Raw genomic sequence first — 19583 nt, forward strand, 5'->3', positions numbered from 1 at the left:
GTCATGACGTACCTCTATGCCCCGCCCGTTGACACCGCGTGGTCTGCTGTTGTCGGCGAGCAGCAGATTATCCTGGTCGACTCTCTCGACGTGAGCCTGCTCGACACATTGTGGGCCAAGCGGTCTCTCGGCGTGCAGGCTGCAGTAGAAACGCTCAGCGCTCGCGGACTCTCAGCCACCCCAGCGTTTGCCATCGTCGAGTGGACAGCGGATGACGACAACCGACCTGGCGCACGGGTGATTGTTCGGGGGCCGGTCAGCATCACCTTGGGCACTCCGGCTGGCACGGAAACTGTTAGTGGCGTTCGGGTGAGTACCTGGGCGGAACGTTACTGCGACGACGTAGTCGACTGCGTCGTCATTGTCGACAACGCCACTACGGCAGACCAGCTTCCCATCGTTGAGGGCGTGGTGCGCGCGGCGCAGTTGAGCTGCTCGCAAGTTGCGGCGGCGAGCACACCGATAGCAGCGGTTGCCTCGGTGTCTGCGTCTGCGCCGACTGCGGCACCTGTACCGGCTGCTGTGCCTGAACCTGCACCCGTACCGGTTTCTGCGCCAGCTGCCGAGCCCTCGGCACCGTTTTCTGAGGTAACTATCGTCGACCGCCCCGCAGACATTGACGACGAGTCGATTCAGGATGTCGCCTCATCGATCGAGGTGGAGGACAACTCCAGCGGGTACGACTACTTGTTCGGCGAGACCGTCGTGCGAGATATTTCCACGGCCGCTGCGGGGCAGGATGTCGGAGATGATGAATCGCTAGCGGGGCAAGAAAACGCGACCTCGGTGGTAGAAGACCTGATCGGTAAGGTGCCGACATCCGCCTCCGCCTCCGATGCAGCTGCTGCCGTCGACCCGGAAGGCGACCACGATGGCATGACGATCATGACGAGTGATTTGGCAGACCTTCGCGCCGCACGATCGAAGGAGCGCACCGAAGCGCCGCCCGCTCCTGAACAACAGAAGCTTTACCTGCAGATGTCAACGGGCGCGCGGGAGTCGCTGACGCAGCCGATCTTGATCGGGAGAGCGCCGACAGTGAGCAAAGTGTCCAGTGGAGCATTGCCGAGACTCGTGACGATTCCCGGAGATAAAGACATTTCTCGAAACCATGTGCAAATCGTGGTCGAAGGGGGAACAGCGGTGGTCACTGACTTGCATTCCCGAAACGGAACACACGTCGCATTGCCGGGTCGACCGTCCCAACGTTTGCGTGCCGGCGAACCGACGACCATTATTGTGGGCACCGTCATCGACCTTGGCGGAGAAGTCACGCTCACTGTCGGCGAGGATGCGTGATGCGCCGCACAGCAGCCACTCCACCCGAGTTGCCCGGTTACACGTTCGTTAAGCTGCTCGGCTCGGGCGGCTTCAGCGACGTTTTTCTCTACGACCAGCACCTTCCTCGGCGTCGCGTGGCTGTAAAAGTATTGTTGACCGAAGACTTGGCGCCAGCGACGAGAGCGTCATTCGTCGCTGAGGCTAACCTCATGGCCCAGCTCTCGGCGCACCCTTACATCGTCTCGATATTTCACGCGGATGTTGCTTCCGATGACCGCCCCTATTTCGTTATGGAATACTGCTCGGGCCCTAGCCTCGCCGAGCGCTACAAGAGCGCCCCGCTGCCGGTTACTGATGTGCTCCGTGTGGGTATTCGAGTCAGTGGGGCGGTGGCGACCGCCCACACGGCAGGAATTCTGCACCGTGACATCAAGCCTGCCAACGTGCTCACCAACGACTACGGGTGGCCCGCGCTTACCGACTTTGGAATTTCGTCTGCGCTCGACGACGAGATCCCGCTGCATACCAGCTCTCGTGCCCCCGTCGTCGAAGAGAGCGGATCAACGACGGGTGCGTCGATTGGTATGTCCGTTCCGTGGTCGCCGCCGGAAATGTTCGAAGACGACCCGAATCCGGATGTTCGCGCCGATGTTTTCTCTCTCGCCGCTACGCTCTACACTCTTCTCGCCGGTCACACACCGTTCGAGGTGCGTGGTCGCTCCAACGGTGCTCTCGATCTCATCGGTCGTATCGAGCGAGGGCTGATTACACCTCTGACCCGCGACGATGTGCCCTCGAGCATGCTCGCCGTTCTGCGCAAAGGAATGGCCTCGCGCCGGGATGATCGCTTTGCCAGCGCACTCGATTTTGCTCGAGCCTTGCAGCGAGTCGAACTGGAGCTGGGTTATGCCCCGACAACGGTCGATGTGCCGAATCTCGCTGTCGATCAGGTTGCTCACGGGAACCCTGACGACGACGATGACGCCACACGCGCACGCAGCGTCTCCACGATTCAAGCCCAGCCTGCGCCCGCCGCACCGCAAGCCCGGAAAAACCCCGATGCTGCTGCGGCCCGCGCCGACAGCGCCGATGAAACCCAAGTTCGTGGTGCTCCGCAGCAAGTGGCTCAACCGGCATCAGCCGGTTCAGCGGCGGCGCTGCCCGCTGCAGCCGTGCCAGATGTGGGTGAAACCGTTGTGCGACCTCGGCAAACCGCAGGCAACGCTGCGAGCACTGTGGCGACATCCGCTCTGGTTGACGAAGAGTCCGAAACCGAACGGCGGCCTCGACGCCCGGTGCTCGGATTGGTGATTGGTGGCATTGCGGTTGCGGTTGCGGCAGCAGTCACGATCGCCGTCGTCGTATCGAACCCGGTTTCCACCGAGGAGCCAGAAGTCACTGCGCCCACAAGCGCCCCGACATCTGCCGTAGTGGAAAGTGTGCCCACTCCGGTGCTGCTCTCGTCATCCGAGAGTCAAGGCTCTGTGATTTTCTCGATCGATAAGCCCGCGCTGCAGGAGGGCGATCGCATCATCTGGAAACGAGTGGGTCGCGCGAGTGAGCCAGTCAAGCAGTCTGAAGACGGCATCATCACCGTAGACGGCTACGTCGCATCGACAACGTTGTGCATTGACGTTCGTATCGTGCGGTCGGGCGTTGAATCGGCGAACCCCTTGGAAGCGTGCTTTCCCGAATGAATCCCCTAAGAATTGAGTTCTGTGGCGAGTGGTACGAGGTCGTTCACCCGAATGACTTTCATGTGGGGCGAGAATCTGACTTAGTCATCGACGACAACCCGTATCTTCATCGGCGATTTCTTCGCATTTATGAAGAGTTCGGCATGTGGTGGCTGGGCAACGTAGGCAACCTGCTTACAGCGACGGTGACGGATGTCACGGGTCAAGTGCAGGCATGGCTTGCTCCGGGGGCCAGACTGCCGATCGTCTTTCCGCAGATGCAGGTGCTATTTAGTGCAGGATCTACTACCTACGAATTCACGGTTCATGCCGGAGATGACTACTTCACGACGGCTACCGCGGTCGCTGGCAATTCAGGCTCGACGACGATCGGGCCTATTCCCCTCACGTCGTCGCAGCGGTTGCTGATCGTGGCGCTTGCGGAGAATGTATTGCGCCAGTCGTCGCCTGGCCGAGGAGACATCCCCGCGTCGGCCGAAGCTGCCGCGAGACTTCACTGGTCGATTACGACGTTCAATCGCAAGCTCGACAACGTCTGCGAGAAGTTAGACAAGAGCGGCGTAGCCGGCCTGCGGGGTGGCAAAGACAACCTCGCAACCAATCGCAGATTGCGGCTCGTTGAGTATGCAGTAGCAACTCGGCTTGTCGATAAAGACGATCTTTACCTTCTTGAACGCAACGACGAAGACAAACGGACCCCGTAATTGGGGGCACGCTAGGGCAGAACTACCCATACCCTTTCTAGCTGGGTGACTCCGCAAAATGCTAGGATATGTCATGGAATTTGGTTAGAGATTTGTCGGCGTGATCGTGTGCATACAAGCTGTGCGGAGTTCGGGAGAAGTACGACGTGAAGTTGTCTGTCGGAACTGCGCGCAATCGCAAAACCATCGCGTCTGTCGTCGCGCTCTCGCTTGTCGTCGGGGTTCCGCTGACGGTAGCCGCGCTACATCCCGGCTATCCCGTGTCAGATGTCGACCTCACCGCGTCAGACGTGTGGGTCACTAACGGTGAGCAACTTCTTGGCGGCCGTCTCAATCGTCAGATCGACGAACTCAACGGTTCCGTGATTGCGTCGAGCGCGCAATTCGATGTCTTGCAAGACGGCAACACCCTCTTTATGAGTGATCCTGTGTCACATCGTGTCGAGTCGGTAGACCCGGCTACGACGGAAGTTACCTCGGCGATCGATGTGCCCCCGGATGCCGCTGTGTCATTCGGCGGAACCAATCTCACTGTTGTTTCTCCCGATGGCGATCTGTGGATCGTTCCGGCTGTCGGAGATCTGCAGTTCAACTACATCTCAGCACCTCCGCTGCTCGAGCTCGGCCCTGGTGGCCAAGCAACAGTCACTCGCGATGGCGTGGTGATTGCGGTGTCGCCCGCACACAAGTCTATTTATCGGGTTGCGACCATCGCCGACGAGCCAGTCGCCGCTGATTTTCCCGCCGTGGGAGAGTTTCAGATCGCCGCTACCGGTGATTCAGCTGTCGTCTTCGACCAGTCCACAAACGAACTTGTCACAGAAGCTGGCAAGGTTTATCCCCTCACCAAGCAGGGCCTGCGCTTGCAGCAGTCCAGCGCAGAATCAGATTTCGCGGTTGTTGCCACCGCCGATTCGCTTCAGCGCATCAATCTGGGCAACGGAGAAATCGCCGATGTGGATGCCGACATCCAGAATCCGGTCGATGATGACACCAGCGTTTCTGCGCCCGTAGCGCTCGACGGCTGTGCGCACGGCGCGTGGGCGTCGGCACAGCGCTACGTACTCGCTTGCGCGGACGGCGATCCTCAAACTCAGGCTATTAGTGAGCTGACTCAGGGCAACGTGCTGGAATTTCGCGTAAACAAGTCAGTAATCGCTCTCAATAACCTGACTAACGGCAATGTGTGGTTGCTCGACGACAACATGCGGCTCGTCGAAAATTGGGACGACGTCACTCCGCCCGAAGATGTGGAATCTGAAGAGGAAGGCGACGAGAAGTCGTCGATTCAGTCATTCGAAGACACCCTCGCCGAGCGCACAGACACGAACCGCCTTCCTGTCGCGTCCGACGACGAATACGGTGTTCGCCCAAGCCGCACCACGGTGTTCACCGTGCTCGACAACGACACAGACGCAGACGGTGACGTACTCGTTGTCTCGGCGTACGACCGTGTTGCGGAATCGACCGGGCGACTCGACCTGATTGACGGGGGTCGCGCGCTCCAGTTCACGCCCGTGAGCGATTTTGTGGGCTCAATCGCCTTCAACTACACGATTAACGATGGCCGAGGCGGCACGGATCAGGCTCGCGTCACCGCAACGGTTGTTCCAGAAGGCCGCAACGAGCTCCCGTACAGCGTTCGCGAAGCGGGAATCAGCGTCGAAGCAAATCAGACCGTCAGCTACAACGTGCTTGCTGATTGGAAAGATCCCGACGGTGACGATCTGTATCTGATTGCGGCGTCGCCCAAATCCGGCGACCTGGTGAGGTTCACGCCAGACGGTTTCATCACCTTCACCCACAAGACGTCTGAACTCGGTGAGAAAGAGGTTTCTTTCTTAGTATCTGATGGCAGCAAGACGCCTGCTCAGGGCGAACTGATCGTGACTGTCGAACCGCCGGGAACGCTCAATCCGGTGGGCACCCCCGACTTCGCAACGGCGTTCGAAACTGAGACCGTTGTCATCGAGCCGTTGCTCAATGACTTATCTCCTTCGGGAGCGCCCCTTGCCTTGGTAGCAATGGATGAGGCAAGCGATGGCGCTGTCGCATCGTTCAACAGCGATCGCGGCGAGATTACTTTTAGCTCCTCATCCGCCGGAATTTTCTACCTCACGTACACGCTGAGCGCTGGCTCCAATACGAGCGTTGGGCTGGTTCGTATTGATGTGATGCCCACGCCAGGCTCGACAGAGCTTCCGCCCGTTGCGGTGAAAGACACCGCGTATTTGCGTGGTGACGAACCAACTACCGTGTCGGTACTGTCGAACGATGTGAGTCCGAGCGGCAATATCTTGGCCGTGCAGTCAATCGATGTGGATCCGGCGCTTACCGCGAAGGGGCTCGTCGTCGAGCTCTTGGAGAGCACGCTCATCCGCGTGACTTCTCCGGCAGCCCTCACCAAACAGGTCAACTTCACGTACACAATTTCGGATGGCCTTGGCACGGCAACGGCTGGTGTCACGGTGGTTCCTGTGCCGGCTCTCACTAAGCACCAGCCGCCGGTGGCAGTGGATGACTCCGCCCGCGTGCGTGCTGGCGACATCATCACGCTGGATGTTCTCGATAATGACTTCCACCCGGATGACAGCCCCATGGCACTCGACGCAGAATTGGTGACAGCACCAACGGCGGGTGTGGCTTTTATTAGCCAAGACAATTTGCGCTTTCAGGCGCCGACAAAGCCGGGGCTGTACACGGTCGATTACCGGGTCATTGATCCTTTCGGCGAGACGGCGGCGGCGACTGCCAGCTTTACGGTGACCCCGCTCGATCTCGAGGCTAACCAGGATCCGACTCCATTAACGCTGGTGGCGCGAGTGCTTGCCGGTGGCGAGATTCGGGTTGACATTCCGCTCAACACGGTTGATCCCGATGGTGATTCCACTGACCTGTTGAGGTTCCCCACTAACCCGACCCTCGGGGCGGTAACGGAGTTCGGAACCGACTACTTCTATTACGAGGCTTCTCCGGGAGTCGCCGGCACTGACTCGTTCAGCTACGAAGTGCTCGACGCGTTTGGTGCTACGGGCGTCGCTGAGATCAAGATCGCAATCATTCCTGAGCCGGATGAGCTGCGCGACCCTATCGCGGTTCCCGACAGCGTCGAGATTCGGCCAGGCCGCACGGCTCAGGTCGACCTTTCCGCGAATGACTCTGACCCGCAGGGTGCACCTATTGCGGTCGAATCTGAGCTCATTGACGTTCCGGATGGCGTTTCTGCTGAAGTAGTTGGCAAGAAGTTCCTGCTCATCGAAGCACCGGAGACGGAGCAGTCTTTTTCGATCCGTTACCGCCTGACGAACGACAGGGGCGGTTCTGCGGTGAGCTATGTGCTGGTCAAAGTGACCCCGGATGCTCCGATCTTCCCGCCAGTGGCTGACGACCTCACCATTGTGAAGAAGGATATCGCCGGGAAGAAGTCGATAACCGTTGACCTCTTCGATGGGTTTGCTTTCAACCCGGCGGGCGTCACGGAAGATCTCGTGGTTGCGCTGGAGGGACCCAATGCTGAGTCGGGTCTGCTCCGTGAGATAAACGGCCAGGTTGAGGTCACACCTGGTCCGAATCGGCAAGCAATCACGTATAGCGTGACGAACGAACTTGATGGGCTGAGCGCCCGTGCATTCATTCTGGTGCCGGCCGCGGTCGATGAGAACTTCGATGAGCCACCCATCATCGACCCTGATTTGCCCACGCAATATGTGAGCATGAACGAAACTCGAGAGTGGAAACTTTCGGATATTGTCGTGGCTCCTTCGGGGCGCGATGTGTGGATTCCGAATGACAAGACCGTGAGCGCTGTTCAAGGTGACGGGTCGTCTAACTATGTCGACGACAAGACCATTACGTTCACCCCGGCAAAGGACTATCGCGGTCCGGCCGCCCTTAACTTCACGGTGACAGATGGCGCTTCGAAGAATGATCCCGCCGGAATCTCGGCAAATCTCCGCCTGAACATCGTCGTCGGAGACCCCGAATTCAAAGACACTCCTCCGGAGTTCACAACGCCGAGTCCGAGCGTTGAGGTGGGAGAAACCACCACGATTGATTTGCGTGATTCGACCGCGCACCCCAACCCCGCCATTCTCCGGGAGGTCAAGTACTCAAACCTCACGGGGGCTAGCAACGGTCTTGACGCCAAGCTCAGTGGTTCAGAACTGAGCCTGAATGTTCCGCGCTCTACGCCGAAGGGCACCACGATCACTCTCGCGGTCATGCTGCGGTGGGATAAGTTCGAGGTTCCTGGCACTATCAACGTGACGGTGGTTGGGTCAACGCGACCGCTTGCTGTTGCGGTGTCCGACGAGCTGGAGATGCAGCGTGGCGATGGAGCTATTACGCTCAATCCGTTGACGAATGACTCCAACCCGTATCTGTCGACGGGGGAGGCCTTGACAGTTGTTGACGCCCAAGTGCAGAACACGGGTGAACCGGCCGATGTCACGTTCACGGCTAATTCGATCACAATTAGCCCAGATCCTGCTCTTAAAAGTGGTGAGATCGAAGTCGTTTATACGATTTCGGATGCTACTGAAGACGTCGACCGAAACGTCAACGGAACGGTCACGCTCGTCGTGAGTGACATCCCGGATCAGGTGCAAAAGCCCACTCGGGATGCGGGCTCTGCGGTCGGCGGCGATAAGTCTGCGACGTGGCGCTTCGTGGCTCCAGCCACCAACGGAAAACCCATTTCAGCGTACGAAGTGCGCACGACTCCTGCGGTCGGCAACCTTCCGGCTGATTGCCAAGCTGGGGCGCCGTGCACCATCTCGGGGCTTCAGAATGGAACGTCGTACACCTTCGCGGCGCGTGCGATCAACGAGCATGGGCCAGGGGAGTGGTCGCCCACAAGCGACCAGATCACTCCGTATGGAACGCCTGCGGCGCCGACAGTGACCGCATCAGTGCAGAGCCCGTGGGCTCCGAGCGGCCGTGTGTCTGCATCGTGGCCTGCCGTTGGCGGTACTGGCGGCACCACTACTTACTACTGGACTTCGAGCAACGGTCAGTCTGGTAGCACGACCGGCACCAGCGCAACGACCTCCGCCAGTCTCGCGGCCGGCAATTACACCTTTACCGTGTACGCGCAGAACACTGGCGGCAAGCGTGGCTCTGACGGCACTTCGAACTCTGCCCAGGTGCAGAACCAGACCGTACCCGGGCAAGTTACTGGAGTCTCCGGAACGGTGACGAAGAGCACCACAGCTGGCACGATCCGCTGGTCGTGGAACGCTTCGACAGGAGGCGCAGCGGTCACCGATAACCTCATTTACACCTGGACGGTAAATGGCGTGAGCAATACGACCACTGCTACGAGTGCGGTCAGCTCAGGACTACCAGCGGCGTCCTCATACTCGGTGAGCGTCGTAGCGAGCAACAATGCGGGCACCGGATCCGCGGGAACCGCCTCGGCTGGGCCGATTGTTACGCCGCCGCCTCCGGCAACCGTGTCGCTCTGCTTCGTCTTCGACGGGTGGTCTCCGGGTGTGCACCGATACGGCGTCGTGTGGAGCGGGCAAAGTTCGGGGCAACATACCGCAGGAATAACTGATTCGTCAGGCGTTGTTCGCGGGATACGTTCTGCTTCTGGATCCGACTACACGCTGATGACCGGTGCGTGGAAGAGCTGGAACCGTGTCGCGGGTAACTCCGACGGCCAATTCGTCACCCGCGCGGTCTTTGACGGCGTTCTCACCCCCGAAGTGACTGTGCAAAGCATCCCGGCCTGCTAGCGGCCTCTCACAATTTCTCCGCAAAGATAAAGGACAGTTCCGAATGCCCGTAACGCAAGAACAAGCGACCTGGTTCGCTGACGCTTTTCAGAAACTCATTTCGAATGTCGACAAGGCAATCGTGGGAAAAGACCACGTCATTCGTCTGGTGTTGACCGCACTGATTTCGGACGGCCATGTGCTGCTGGAGGATTTCCCGGGAACGGGAAAGACGGTTCTCGCCAAAGCTCTCGCGAACACTCTCGACGGCACGACCTCGCGCATCCAGTTCACTCCTGACCTGTTGCCATCCGATGTCACCGGCGTACAGATTTTCGACCAGTCGAAGGGCAAGTTTGAGTTTCACTACGGCCCCATTTTCGCGTCGATCGTGCTTGCCGACGAGATCAACCGGGCCAGCCCCAAGACTCAGAGTGCCCTGCTCGAGGTAATGGAGGAGGGCGTCGTCACGATCGATGGTGAAGGCCACCCTGTCGGCGCACCATTCCTCGTTATCGCAACTCAAAACCCGGTCGAGCAAGCGGGAACGTACAAGCTTCCCGAAGCCCAACTGGATCGCTTTCTCATCAAAACCACGCTCGGCTATCCCGACAGCAAGACCGCGGTCTCGCTGCTCATGGACTCGGGCACCCGCGCCAGAGCATCACTGGTGTCACCCATCATCAAGCCAGAGTCAATTGTGGCAATGGCCGGCCTCGCTGCTGAAGTGTTCGTTGACGAGTCAGTAATGACGTATCTCAATCACATCGTGGAAGCTACCCGCAAGGACCGCGACGTCGTGCTTGGGGTGAGCATGCGTGGCGCGATGGCATTGGCGCGGGCGATCAAGACGTGGGCAATCACGCAGGGGCGCACGTATGCGACTCCCGATGATGTGCGGGATTTGGCTGTAGCGGTGCTCGCTCATCGCGTCATTCTCGACCCTGAATCTGAGTTCGCTGGAGTAGTAGCCGAAGACGTCATCAATCGCATTCTGGTCGACATCGAGCCACCCGCGTACCGCGCTTCCTAAGAACGAATTCCTATGACTACTGACTCTTCTGTGGTGCCTGAAACTCGGGCACCTGAAGCGCCCCGCCGAGCAATGACGGGGCCAGCCGCTGGTGCTGCACGCGGAGCGTTCGAGCGCGCCCGGGAGTCAGGTGCTCGTGTCATGCGCGGGAGTGCTGCCGTCGTCGCTCCGGTTATGCGGGCGGTTGCTTCAACCGTGGGCCCTGTTGTGAAGGTTGTCACCCCGATGGGCTGGCTAGTGCTGGTGTTGGCCGTTATCGCCCTAGCGCTGAGTGTGATCTTTGGGTGGCAGGAATTCACTTTCTTAGGCACAGTATTGCTGGCGGCGATGCTCGTGAGCACCGCGTTCTTGTTTGGCCGCGCCTCGTATGGTGTCGTTGTCGAATTGAATCCTCGTCGGGTTGTGGTTGGCGATCGTGCGCTAGGGCGCATGGTTGTCACGAACACGGGGACGAAGGCGCTGCCTCCTACTCGCATGGAATTGCCTGTGGGCAAGGGCGTAGCCGAGTTTCAACTGCCAGCCATGAAACCCAAAGCGGAGCACGAAGAATTGTTTGCGGTCCCGACCGCCAAGAGGGCCGTCATCGTTGCCGGTCCGGCAGAGTCCGTGCGCGGAGACCAGATTGGGTTGCTACGCCGAGCGTTGACCTGGGCGGATGCCGTTGACCTGTTCGTGCATCCCCGCACTGTTCGCCTCATTCCTTCTGCTGCCGGTTTGGTGCGTGACCTCGAAGGTCAAATTTCGAACAAAATCACCAACAATGACATCGCATTTCACGCGCTTCGGCCTTATGTTCCGGGAGATGATCGCCGCTATGTGCACTGGCGCACATCGGCACGTATCGGTCAGCTCATGGTGCGGCAATTTCAGGAGACACGTCGTTCGCAATTGACCATTGTCCACACATCCCGCAGCGATTTATACGCTTCGGAAGCGGAATTCGAACTAGCGCTCTCGGTGACGGCGTCGATCGCGGCGCAGGTTATCCGGGATGGAACCCAGATGAATGTGGTGAGCGACGAGGGCGTGTGGCGTACGCAGACGGTGACATCCATGTTGGATGCGTCGTGCCGGATCGAACCCAGCACCAATGAGTTTGGTTCTGTGCGCGCTTTTGTTCGCGAGCGCACCCGTCGCTTGCCCGCTCCCAGCGTTGTCATGATGGTGGCCGGCTCACGCATGAGCACGGCAGATTTCCGCAGCGTGCAGGCGCTGTTCGGGCAAGACACCAGCCAGGTGGCTTTCCATGTTGTCGAGGGTGCTGAACCCACCATCTCAGCGGTCGCTGGACTCACTGTCGTGACGATCGGAGACCTTAAGGATCTGTCGAAACTCGTGAGGGGGTTGGGCGGATGAGCACTTCACAGCAGCCCTCCGGGCGCCGAAAACTCTCAGCACGAACGTGGATAGACGTCGGCGTTGTCGTGATGCTGGCGACGATTGGGCTTCTCGGATTCGAGCCCTCTTTCGGCGGGTATAGCTTCCTTCTTCCCGCGCTGGGAGGGCTTGTCGTTGGTGCCGCGACCGGAATCATTGCCAGTGTTTTTAGGCTGAATGTCGTCACGACAATTCTGGTCGCTGTCATTGCTTACTTCTTGTGTGGCACCGCATTTGCCGTGCCGCAGCAGGCGATATTTGCCGTTCTGCCGAGTCTTCAGTCGTTGTCGACCATCGCGATCGGAACGGTGTACGGCTGGGCAGACATCGTCACGCTGCAAACACCTATCGAGGCTCCTCAGCACATTACTGTCGTTCCGTACGTGGCTACGTGGATCGTGGCTCTGGTCTCGACAACGTTGGCAACGCGCTGGTTGAGTCGCGCGCCTCGTGCAGCGTGGCGTTTCGGCGTGGTGCTACTCGGACCATTGGCTATCTATGTCGCGAGCATCCTGATCGGCACGGATGATCCTTACCAAGCGGGCGTCCGTGGCATTAGTTTCGGCGTCCTGGCGCTGATCTGGTTGGGAATGCGCCGAAGCGATGGCGTGAACGTCGCCCAAGCTGGGGCGCGCCGAATGCGCACACGAAAGTTTGCAGGCATAGCGGTCGTAGTGGCGGTTGCTGTGTTGCTGGGTGGGGGAGCCGGATGGTGGTTTGCTCCGGCGCAGGATCAACGCTTTGTGCTGCGAGACGAGATCGAGCCGCCGTTCGACCCCTTGCAGTATCCGAGCCCCTTGGCGGGGTTCCGTCATTACACCAAGCAAGTTACCGATGACGTCTTGTTTACCGTGAGTGGGCTCAAGGCCGGGGATACCGTTCGGCTTGCCACACTCGACTCGTATACCGGCAAACTCTGGAACGTCACTGGTTCTGAATCGAGCGCAGCGGGGTCAGGAACTTTCAGTTTGGTCGGTCGTGAACTGCCGCACCAATCGTTCATCACTCCCGAGAGTCGCTCCGACATCACGTTTACGATCGGGGCCTACTCCGATGTGTGGATCCCGAGCATTGGCTATCCGACAGATTTCGCGTTCACTGGGGGCACTGCGCTCGACGCCAGAGATAGCCTTCGCTACAACACATCGACGGGCACAGCAGTTCTCACCACGCGTCTGCACGAAGGAGACTCCTACACAGTGGATGCCAGGGTGCAGAAAGTCGTCACCATAGCCGAACTGTCCGAGGTTCCCGTCGCGGCTGTTGAGCTGCCGCCCGTATCCGCAAGCCCGGATATCGTGACGTCGAAGGCTCAGGAGTATGCCGAGCTGGCAACAACACCGGCAGCTCAGTTGGAAGCAATCCGGCTGGCGCTCACAAGCACAGGATTTTTGAGTCACGGTCGAGCATCCGATGCTGTTCCCTCGCGTGCCGGTCATGGTGCCGATCGCATTACTGATCTTTTGGAACGCAATCAGATGATTGGTGATCAGGAACAGTACGCTTCTGCATTCGCTCTGATGGCCCGCAGTTTCGGATACCCAGCGCGGGTAGTGATGGGGTTCGCCCCAGAAATTGTTGACGGCCAGAGTGTTGATGTCACCGGTGATGACGTCACGGCGTGGGTTGAGGTTGCTTTCGATGACGTGGGCTGGGTCGCGTTTAACCCGACCCCGGATGAGACAGACATCCCGCAAGATCAGACTCCGAAGCCGCAGAGTGAACCTCAGCCACAAGTGCGCCAACCTCCTCGCGCGGAGGCCGAACCAGAAGACTTGCTTACTCCTGTCGAACTCGAAGAGAGCGACGAAGATGATGACGGTCTCGCATTCGTGATTCCCGGGTGGGTCTACGTGCTCGGCCTCAGCCTGTTAATTCCTGCCTTCATCATCTTCGCGCCGCTGTTGATCGTCGGAATCATCAAAGCGCGCCGTGCCCGACGTCGTCGCGAAGCATCTGCTGCTCACGATCAGGTCGCTGGTGCGTGGGAGGAGCTTGTCGATCAATATTCCGAACTGGGTTACGACGTTCCGTCTAAAGCCACGCGAGTGATGGTCGCCGAACAGCTGGACTCTCAAATCGTTGGCCAGGCCGACTCTGCGAACACGACCGACTACCGCACTGTTGCGCTACGCCCGCTTGCGGCCTCCACCGACGGCGTTGTTTTCTCTGGCCAAGAGGTGTCGGCCGAACGCAGTGCTGAAGCGTGGTCAGAAACCGCAGCCGCGATTGAAGCAGGCCGTGCCGGCCTCACTCGCCGCCGCCGCGCCGTCAGCCGCTACCGCATCCGTTCGGCCAGAGATTGGGCCTCAAGAATCTCGACGAAGAGAGAAAACTCATGAAACTCAAGCTCACTTTGAAGCGTGAGAACGGGCCGCAGTCCGACATCGTGGTCACGTCAGATGCCTCAGCGACCGTGGGGTCGCTAGCTGAGGCAATCGCCACAGTTGATCCGTTCGCGTCGAAAGCCACGGCCGTGCGCTCTCTGACTTTGCTCAGCTCGCAGGGTGGCGCCGGGCGCGTTCTCGAGCCCGATGTTGCTCTGGGAGATTCCCCGATCGCCTCCGGCGCTACGGTCAAGCTGTCTGCCGATTCGGGTTCGCTCCCACCGGCAGCGGGCACTCAGCCGGCAGCCACGCTCACCATTGTTGATGGACCAGATATCGGGCGCATCATTACGCTGCCGATTGGTGGTGCGGTGCTTGGCCGCGATGCGCGAGCAGACATTCTGCTCGATGATCCTCTGGTGTCAAAGCTGCACGCACGGGTGGATGTTGCGCCAGGCGTTGTGCGTATTGTCGATCTCAATTCGGCAAACGGAATTGAAGTAGATGGCGGGCCAGTGACCCGTGTCGAACTCGGCGACGGTGAAACGGTGCTCGTCGGCAATAGCCTCATTCGGGTAGGCATTGTCGTGCAAGAAGACCGTACGCACGACTTTCTTGCCGAGGGGCCGATTGGGTTCAACCGATCACCCCGGGTCGAGGAACGCTACCCTGGTGAAGAGTTCGTTGGCCCTAAAGTTCCGGCGCCGGCTGAGCCGACTCCGTTCCCATGGCTCTCGCTCATAGCGCCCCTCCTGATGGGGTTGGTGTTATTCGCCGTTACTCAGCGATTGATTTCTGTCGTCTTCGTTGCTCTGTCGCCACTGCTGATGTTAAGCACATTTTTCACCAACAGCCGATTGCGCAAGCGCAAGGCAAAGCTCGAGCTGGAGCAGTTCGAGAAGCAACTCACCTACCTCAGCGAAGAACTCGAGTCGCAGCATCCGATCGAGAAGTCAGTGCGGCTGCGTGAGCTGCCGTCCACTTCCGAGGTCTATGACGAGGCGATGACTCTCGGGCCCGTCTTGTGGACCCGTCGCCCTGAGCACTGGTCCTTTCTCTCGTTGCGACTGGGAGTGGGGTCACTTCCGTCGCGTAACAGCGTTTCTGTTGTCGGTGAAGACGAGGGCGTTCCTGAGTTACGTGACCGGTTCCGGGAGGTGCGTGATCGCTACTCAACTGTCGATGGTGTGCCCCTCGCTGAAAACCTCTACGAGTCCGGAGCGCTCGGAATAGTAGGAGAGCACCACTCTGCTGCGGATGTCGCGCGTGGTCTGGTGACTCAAGCCGTCGGCCTGCACTCGCCAACTGAGCTGGTTGTCACGGCAATCGTCGGACCAACGTGGAGCCCGGAATTCGAGTGGTTGAAATGGCTGCCGCACACGGCTGCACCCAACAGCCCGATCAGCGGAAGCCACCTCGCCAACAGTCAAGCAACCGGTGGCGCCCTTCTCTCGATGCTCGAAGAGCTTGTAGAGGCGCGTCGAGGCGCAAACCGTGCCGGGGCTGGGTTCCGTGGTGCTACGAACTTCGATTCCTCGGCGATTGTGCAGGGGGAGCGTGTGGGTCAGGACGACCAATCGGCGCCACCACCCGTTGCCCAGCCTGCCATTCTGGTTCTTATCGGACATGATGCCCCGATCGACAAAGCGCGACTGGTGCAGTTGGCCGAAAATGGTGCCGAGGCGGGCGTGTTCCCCATCTGGTTGGCGCCGGAGGTGTCAGACCTCCCCGCTGCAGCGAGAACATACATCGAAACGAATGGCGATCACAGCCAGTCTGCGGTTGGCTACGTTCGCTTGGGTCGTCGCATTAGCCCGGTGACGACTGAACCAGTGTCCAGCGAGAATTCGCTGAAACTGGCGCGCCGACTCGCTCCCGTTTATGACGCTGGCTTCTCTGAAGCAGATGAGAGCGATATCCCTCGCAGCGTTTCTTTGGTTTCGCTCTTGGGAACCGACCTCACTGAGAGCAGCGAAGCCGCGATCGAGCGGTGGCAGCAGAACGACTCAATTCACGACCGTTCAGGGGCGCCGCCGAAACGTTCTCGTCGTACCGGCAGGTTGCGCGCGATCGTCGGCCAAGCATCGGTAGATGCCATGCACCTCGATTTGCGAGCTCAAGGCCCTCACGCGCTTGTCGGCGGAACTACCGGCTCAGGAAAGAGCGAATTTCTGCAAGCCTGGGTTCTCGGTATGGCGGCGGAATATAGCCCCGACAGAGTGACCTTCCTCTTTATCGACTACAAGGGCGGCTCTGCGTTCGCCGACTGTGTCAGCCTCCCGCACTGTGTGGGGCTCGTCACCGACCTCAGCCCCCACCTGGTGCGCCGCGCTCTCACGAGTTTGCGGGCCGAGTTGCACTATCGCGAGCACCTCCTCAACAGGAAGAAAGCGAAAGACCTTCTTGAGTTGGAGAAGCGGGGCGACCCGGAGAGCCCGCCAGCGCTGGTTCTGGTCATTGACGAGTTCGCCGCGCTCGTTGGCGAAGTGCCAGAGTTCGTCGATGGGGTAGTCGACATCGCCCAGCGCGGTCGCTCGCTCGGCATCCATCTCATCATGGCAACACAACGTCCGGCCGGCGTCATCAAAGACAACCTGCGGGCAAACACGAACTTGCGCATTGCGCTCCGTATGGCCGATGAAACCGACAGTCAAGATGTGGTCGGCGACAAGATTGCTGGCACATTTGACCCCTCTATCCCCGGTCGGGGAATAGCCAAGACGGGGCCAGGTCGACTCACGTTGTTCCAATCGGCATACGCCGGCGGGTGGAGCCGGGCCGAGAAGCCCGTTCCTTCGATCGAAGTTGGCGAGCTGCGCTTCGGTGCTGAGCTGTTGTGGGAGAAGCCGGGCGGCGCGGTCGAGCCGACATCCGACGATGAGCAAGGCCCAACCGATCAAGCACGAATCGTGGCCAATCTGATTTCTGCGGCCACCGCGGCTCACATTCCGGCGGCCCGACGTCCGTGGCTAGACCAGCTTGCACCGCGCTATGACCTGACTCGATTGCGCCAGCGCACCGATGCCGAGCTGGTTCTTGGCGTCAACGACGTGCCTACTCGCCAGCTGCAGAATGAAGTCTTCTTCAAACCAGACATTGACGGCAACATTGTGGTTTACGGTTCCGGTGGTACCGGAAAATCGACGATGCTGCGCAGCCTCGCCGTTGCTGCTGGGGTGACTCCACGCGGTGGCCCCGTAGACGTCTATGGTCTCGACTTCGGCACGGGTGCGCTGCGGATGCTGGAACCTTTGCCGCACGTGGGCTCCATCGTCAGCGGAGACGACCCGGAACGAGTCATCCGGTTGCTGCGCACTCTTCGCGGAATTGTCGAAGAACGTGGCGACCGGTACACCGCCGTGAACGCTTCGACGATCGCGGAGTATCGCACTATCGCTAACCGGCCGGCCGAGGCACGCATCCTGTTGTTGGTCGATAATTTCCCGGCCTTCCGGGCCGAGTTCGAAGTGGGAGCCTCTCGCGCGCCCTGGTACGCCGCGTTCATGCAACTTCTCACAGAGGGTCGCGGGCTGGGCGTTCACGTCGCACTTTCGGCAGACCGCCCGGGGAGCGTTCCGTCTGCAGTTAGCGCTGCGATAACGCGCCGGGTGGTGCTGCGCCAAGCGGAGGAGAGTTCCTACTTCTTGTTGGATACCCCGACGGATGTGTTGTCAGCAGCGTCGCCTCCGGGGCGAGCAATTATCGACGGGCTCGAAACTCAGCTCGCGGTCGTCGGCGGCACTGCAAACGTTGCGGAGCAGTCTGCTGCCATTGAAAAGTTGGCGCGTGCTATCTCGCGCACCGACCGTACGCCGGCGCCAGCGGTAGGCACACTGCCGTTGGAATACCCGAGTTCGCAGTTGCCGGCGATGATCGGTGACCAGGCGGCCTTGGGCATCTCAGAAGTGGATCTTCAACCAACGGGTTTCGAACCAAGCGGAATGTTCGTGCTCGCGGGGCCTCCCGCGAGTGGACGATCCAACGCGCTCTCCGTGCTCATCACTGCCGTGGAACGCGCGGTGCCCAACGTCACTCGCTACTACATCGGCAATCCACGCTCGGCACTGTCGCAGACCTCGGGATGGGAAGCTACCGCGACTCGCCTCGAAGATGTCAGTGATCTCGCGAAAGAAATAACGGCGACGGTCGAGGAGGGCCATGAGGGTCGTATTCTCGTCGTGATCGAACAAATTGCTGACTTCTTGAGTTCAAGCGCCGATGCCGCACTCGTTGCCATGTTGAAGGCGATTAAGCGAAGCGACCACATGGTCATTGCCGAAGCTGATTCTTCGCAGTGGGGCTCATCGTGGCCGCTGATGAGCGAAGTGAAATCGGCGCGCACGGGATTCTTGCTGCAACCGGAGACTCTAGACGGGGATTCCATCCTCAAGACCGGGTTGCCGCGGGTCTCTCGAGCCGAGTTCCCGCCAGGCCGCGGCTACTTTATCGCTCGCGGCAAAGCGGTTCGCGTACAACTTCCCCTCTTCGATGAGCGGCTTAGCTCATGAACGACTCACTCGAGCCGAAGGATCCCGTCGATAAGTCAACTCGGGCGATCGTGCTCGACAAGAACTACCGGCCTGCGTCGATGGGGAGTGCTCCCCATCGACGCAGGTCGGTGGCAAAGATAGATTCAGATAACTAGCCCGCTCCCTGAGCGGCGAAACAACCAGAAGGAGCATTTCCATGGCAAATCTTAACGTCACCTACGACGATCTCCGCAACGCATCTCAGCGTCTTCGCACCGGCCAAGAAGAGTTGAACTCGAAGCTCACCGAACTGAGTGGAATCGTTTCGGACCTCACCTCGAATGGTTTCCAGGCTGAAGCATCATCAGCGGCATACCGTGACTCGTTCGAGAAGTTCACTTCAGGAACGCGGTCGGCAATCGATGGACTCGAAGGCCTCTCGCAGTTCCTCGTCTCGGCCGCCGATCAACTTCAGCAGACCGACGAAGGGCTTGCTGCAGCAATTCGGGGCTAGTGACCCGGCTGGCTCCGCCTCTGCGGAGCCAGCCTTCCTGCAGCCAACTGACCTAAGGAGAATCCCAGCATGGCGAGCGACCAGATGAAGATTGACTATGGCAACCTCGAACATCTCTCGACCAAATTGAGTTCTGCGTTGAACGTCGTAGGAAGAGATCTCGAAGGTTCTGTGCTCCTCGCCGCAGATTGCGGGGATGCGGGCTTGGCCAGAAAAGTTGTGGGCTTTAGCACGTCGTGGAACAAGCATCGTTTGGACATCCGCGACACCCTTGATTGGCTCCAGGGCACGGTGAAGAACATTCGAGACGAACTCGAAGCGGTGGATACTCAACTTGCTGCGGGGCTCAACAGCGAGGGTTCAGCCGTCATGGCGCCGGGCGTCGTGGCACCCGGAGCTGTGGCACCCGGTAGTGGTAACTCCAGTAACGCCGGTAGCGGCTTCCGATCAGTGTGAGAAAAGAC

At 59.6% G+C, this 19583-nt stretch carries 11 protein-coding genes; all 11 read left to right on the plus strand.

Translation table 11 applies throughout. The features are described from left to right. The first annotated feature begins 3 nt into the window (after window positions 1-3). Window positions 4-1299 carry an FHA domain-containing protein gene (locus FFT87_RS06900; protein ID WP_255560131.1) on the plus strand — a complete coding sequence of 432 codons (1296 nt, stop codon included), beginning with the start codon at window positions 4-6 and terminating at the stop codon, window positions 1297-1299. Continuing rightward, window positions 1299-2978, plus strand: a complete 1680-nt coding sequence (locus FFT87_RS06905) for a serine/threonine-protein kinase (protein WP_219950567.1) — start codon at window positions 1299-1301, stop codon at window positions 2976-2978. The genes FFT87_RS06900 and FFT87_RS06905 overlap by 1 nt, the downstream gene beginning before the upstream one ends. Further along, window positions 2975-3682: a hypothetical protein gene (locus tag FFT87_RS06910; protein WP_219950568.1), complete on the plus strand. Its 708-nt coding sequence runs from the start codon at window positions 2975-2977 to the stop codon at window positions 3680-3682. The genes FFT87_RS06905 and FFT87_RS06910 overlap by 4 nt, the downstream gene beginning before the upstream one ends. Window positions 3683-3828: 146 nt before the next feature. Further along, window positions 3829-9420 (plus strand): Ig-like domain-containing protein, encoded by a 5592-nt coding sequence (locus FFT87_RS06915; protein WP_219950569.1) that lies wholly within the window; start codon window positions 3829-3831, stop codon window positions 9418-9420. A 43-nt stretch (window positions 9421-9463) separates the two neighbouring features. After that, complete coding sequence (locus FFT87_RS06920; protein WP_219950570.1) at window positions 9464-10432, plus strand: MoxR family ATPase; 969 nt, start codon at window positions 9464-9466, stop codon at window positions 10430-10432. Window positions 10433-10444: 12 nt separating this feature from the next. Beyond that, window positions 10445-11788 (plus strand): DUF58 domain-containing protein, encoded by a 1344-nt coding sequence (locus FFT87_RS06925; protein WP_219950571.1) that lies wholly within the window; start codon window positions 10445-10447, stop codon window positions 11786-11788. Beyond that, window positions 11785-14151: a transglutaminase family protein gene (locus tag FFT87_RS06930; RefSeq protein ID WP_219950572.1), complete on the plus strand. Its 2367-nt coding sequence runs from the start codon at window positions 11785-11787 to the stop codon at window positions 14149-14151. Before FFT87_RS06925 ends, FFT87_RS06930 begins: the two co-directional genes overlap by 4 nt. Continuing rightward, window positions 14148-18644 carry an FtsK/SpoIIIE domain-containing protein gene (locus FFT87_RS06935; RefSeq protein WP_219950573.1) on the plus strand — a complete coding sequence of 1499 codons (4497 nt, stop codon included), beginning with the start codon at window positions 14148-14150 and terminating at the stop codon, window positions 18642-18644. Before FFT87_RS06930 ends, FFT87_RS06935 begins: the two co-directional genes overlap by 4 nt. Continuing rightward, the gene (locus FFT87_RS06940; RefSeq protein WP_219950574.1) at window positions 18641-18781 is read left to right on the plus strand and encodes a hypothetical protein; all 141 of its coding nucleotides are present in this window, start codon (window positions 18641-18643) and stop codon (window positions 18779-18781) included. The genes FFT87_RS06935 and FFT87_RS06940 overlap by 4 nt, the downstream gene beginning before the upstream one ends. 41 nt (window positions 18782-18822) lie before the next feature. Beyond that, window positions 18823-19119 (plus strand): WXG100 family type VII secretion target, encoded by a 297-nt coding sequence (locus tag FFT87_RS06945; RefSeq protein ID WP_219950575.1) that lies wholly within the window; start codon window positions 18823-18825, stop codon window positions 19117-19119. Window positions 19120-19188: 69 nt separating this feature from the next. Then, entirely contained in the window at window positions 19189-19575 is a 387-nt protein-coding gene (locus FFT87_RS06950) for a hypothetical protein (protein ID WP_219950576.1), read from the plus strand. The last annotated feature ends 8 nt before the right edge of the window (window positions 19576-19583 follow it).

Origin of the sequence: Salinibacterium sp. M195, assembly GCF_019443965.1 — a bacterium.
Taxonomy (GTDB): Bacteria; Actinomycetota; Actinomycetes; order Actinomycetales; family Microbacteriaceae; genus Rhodoglobus.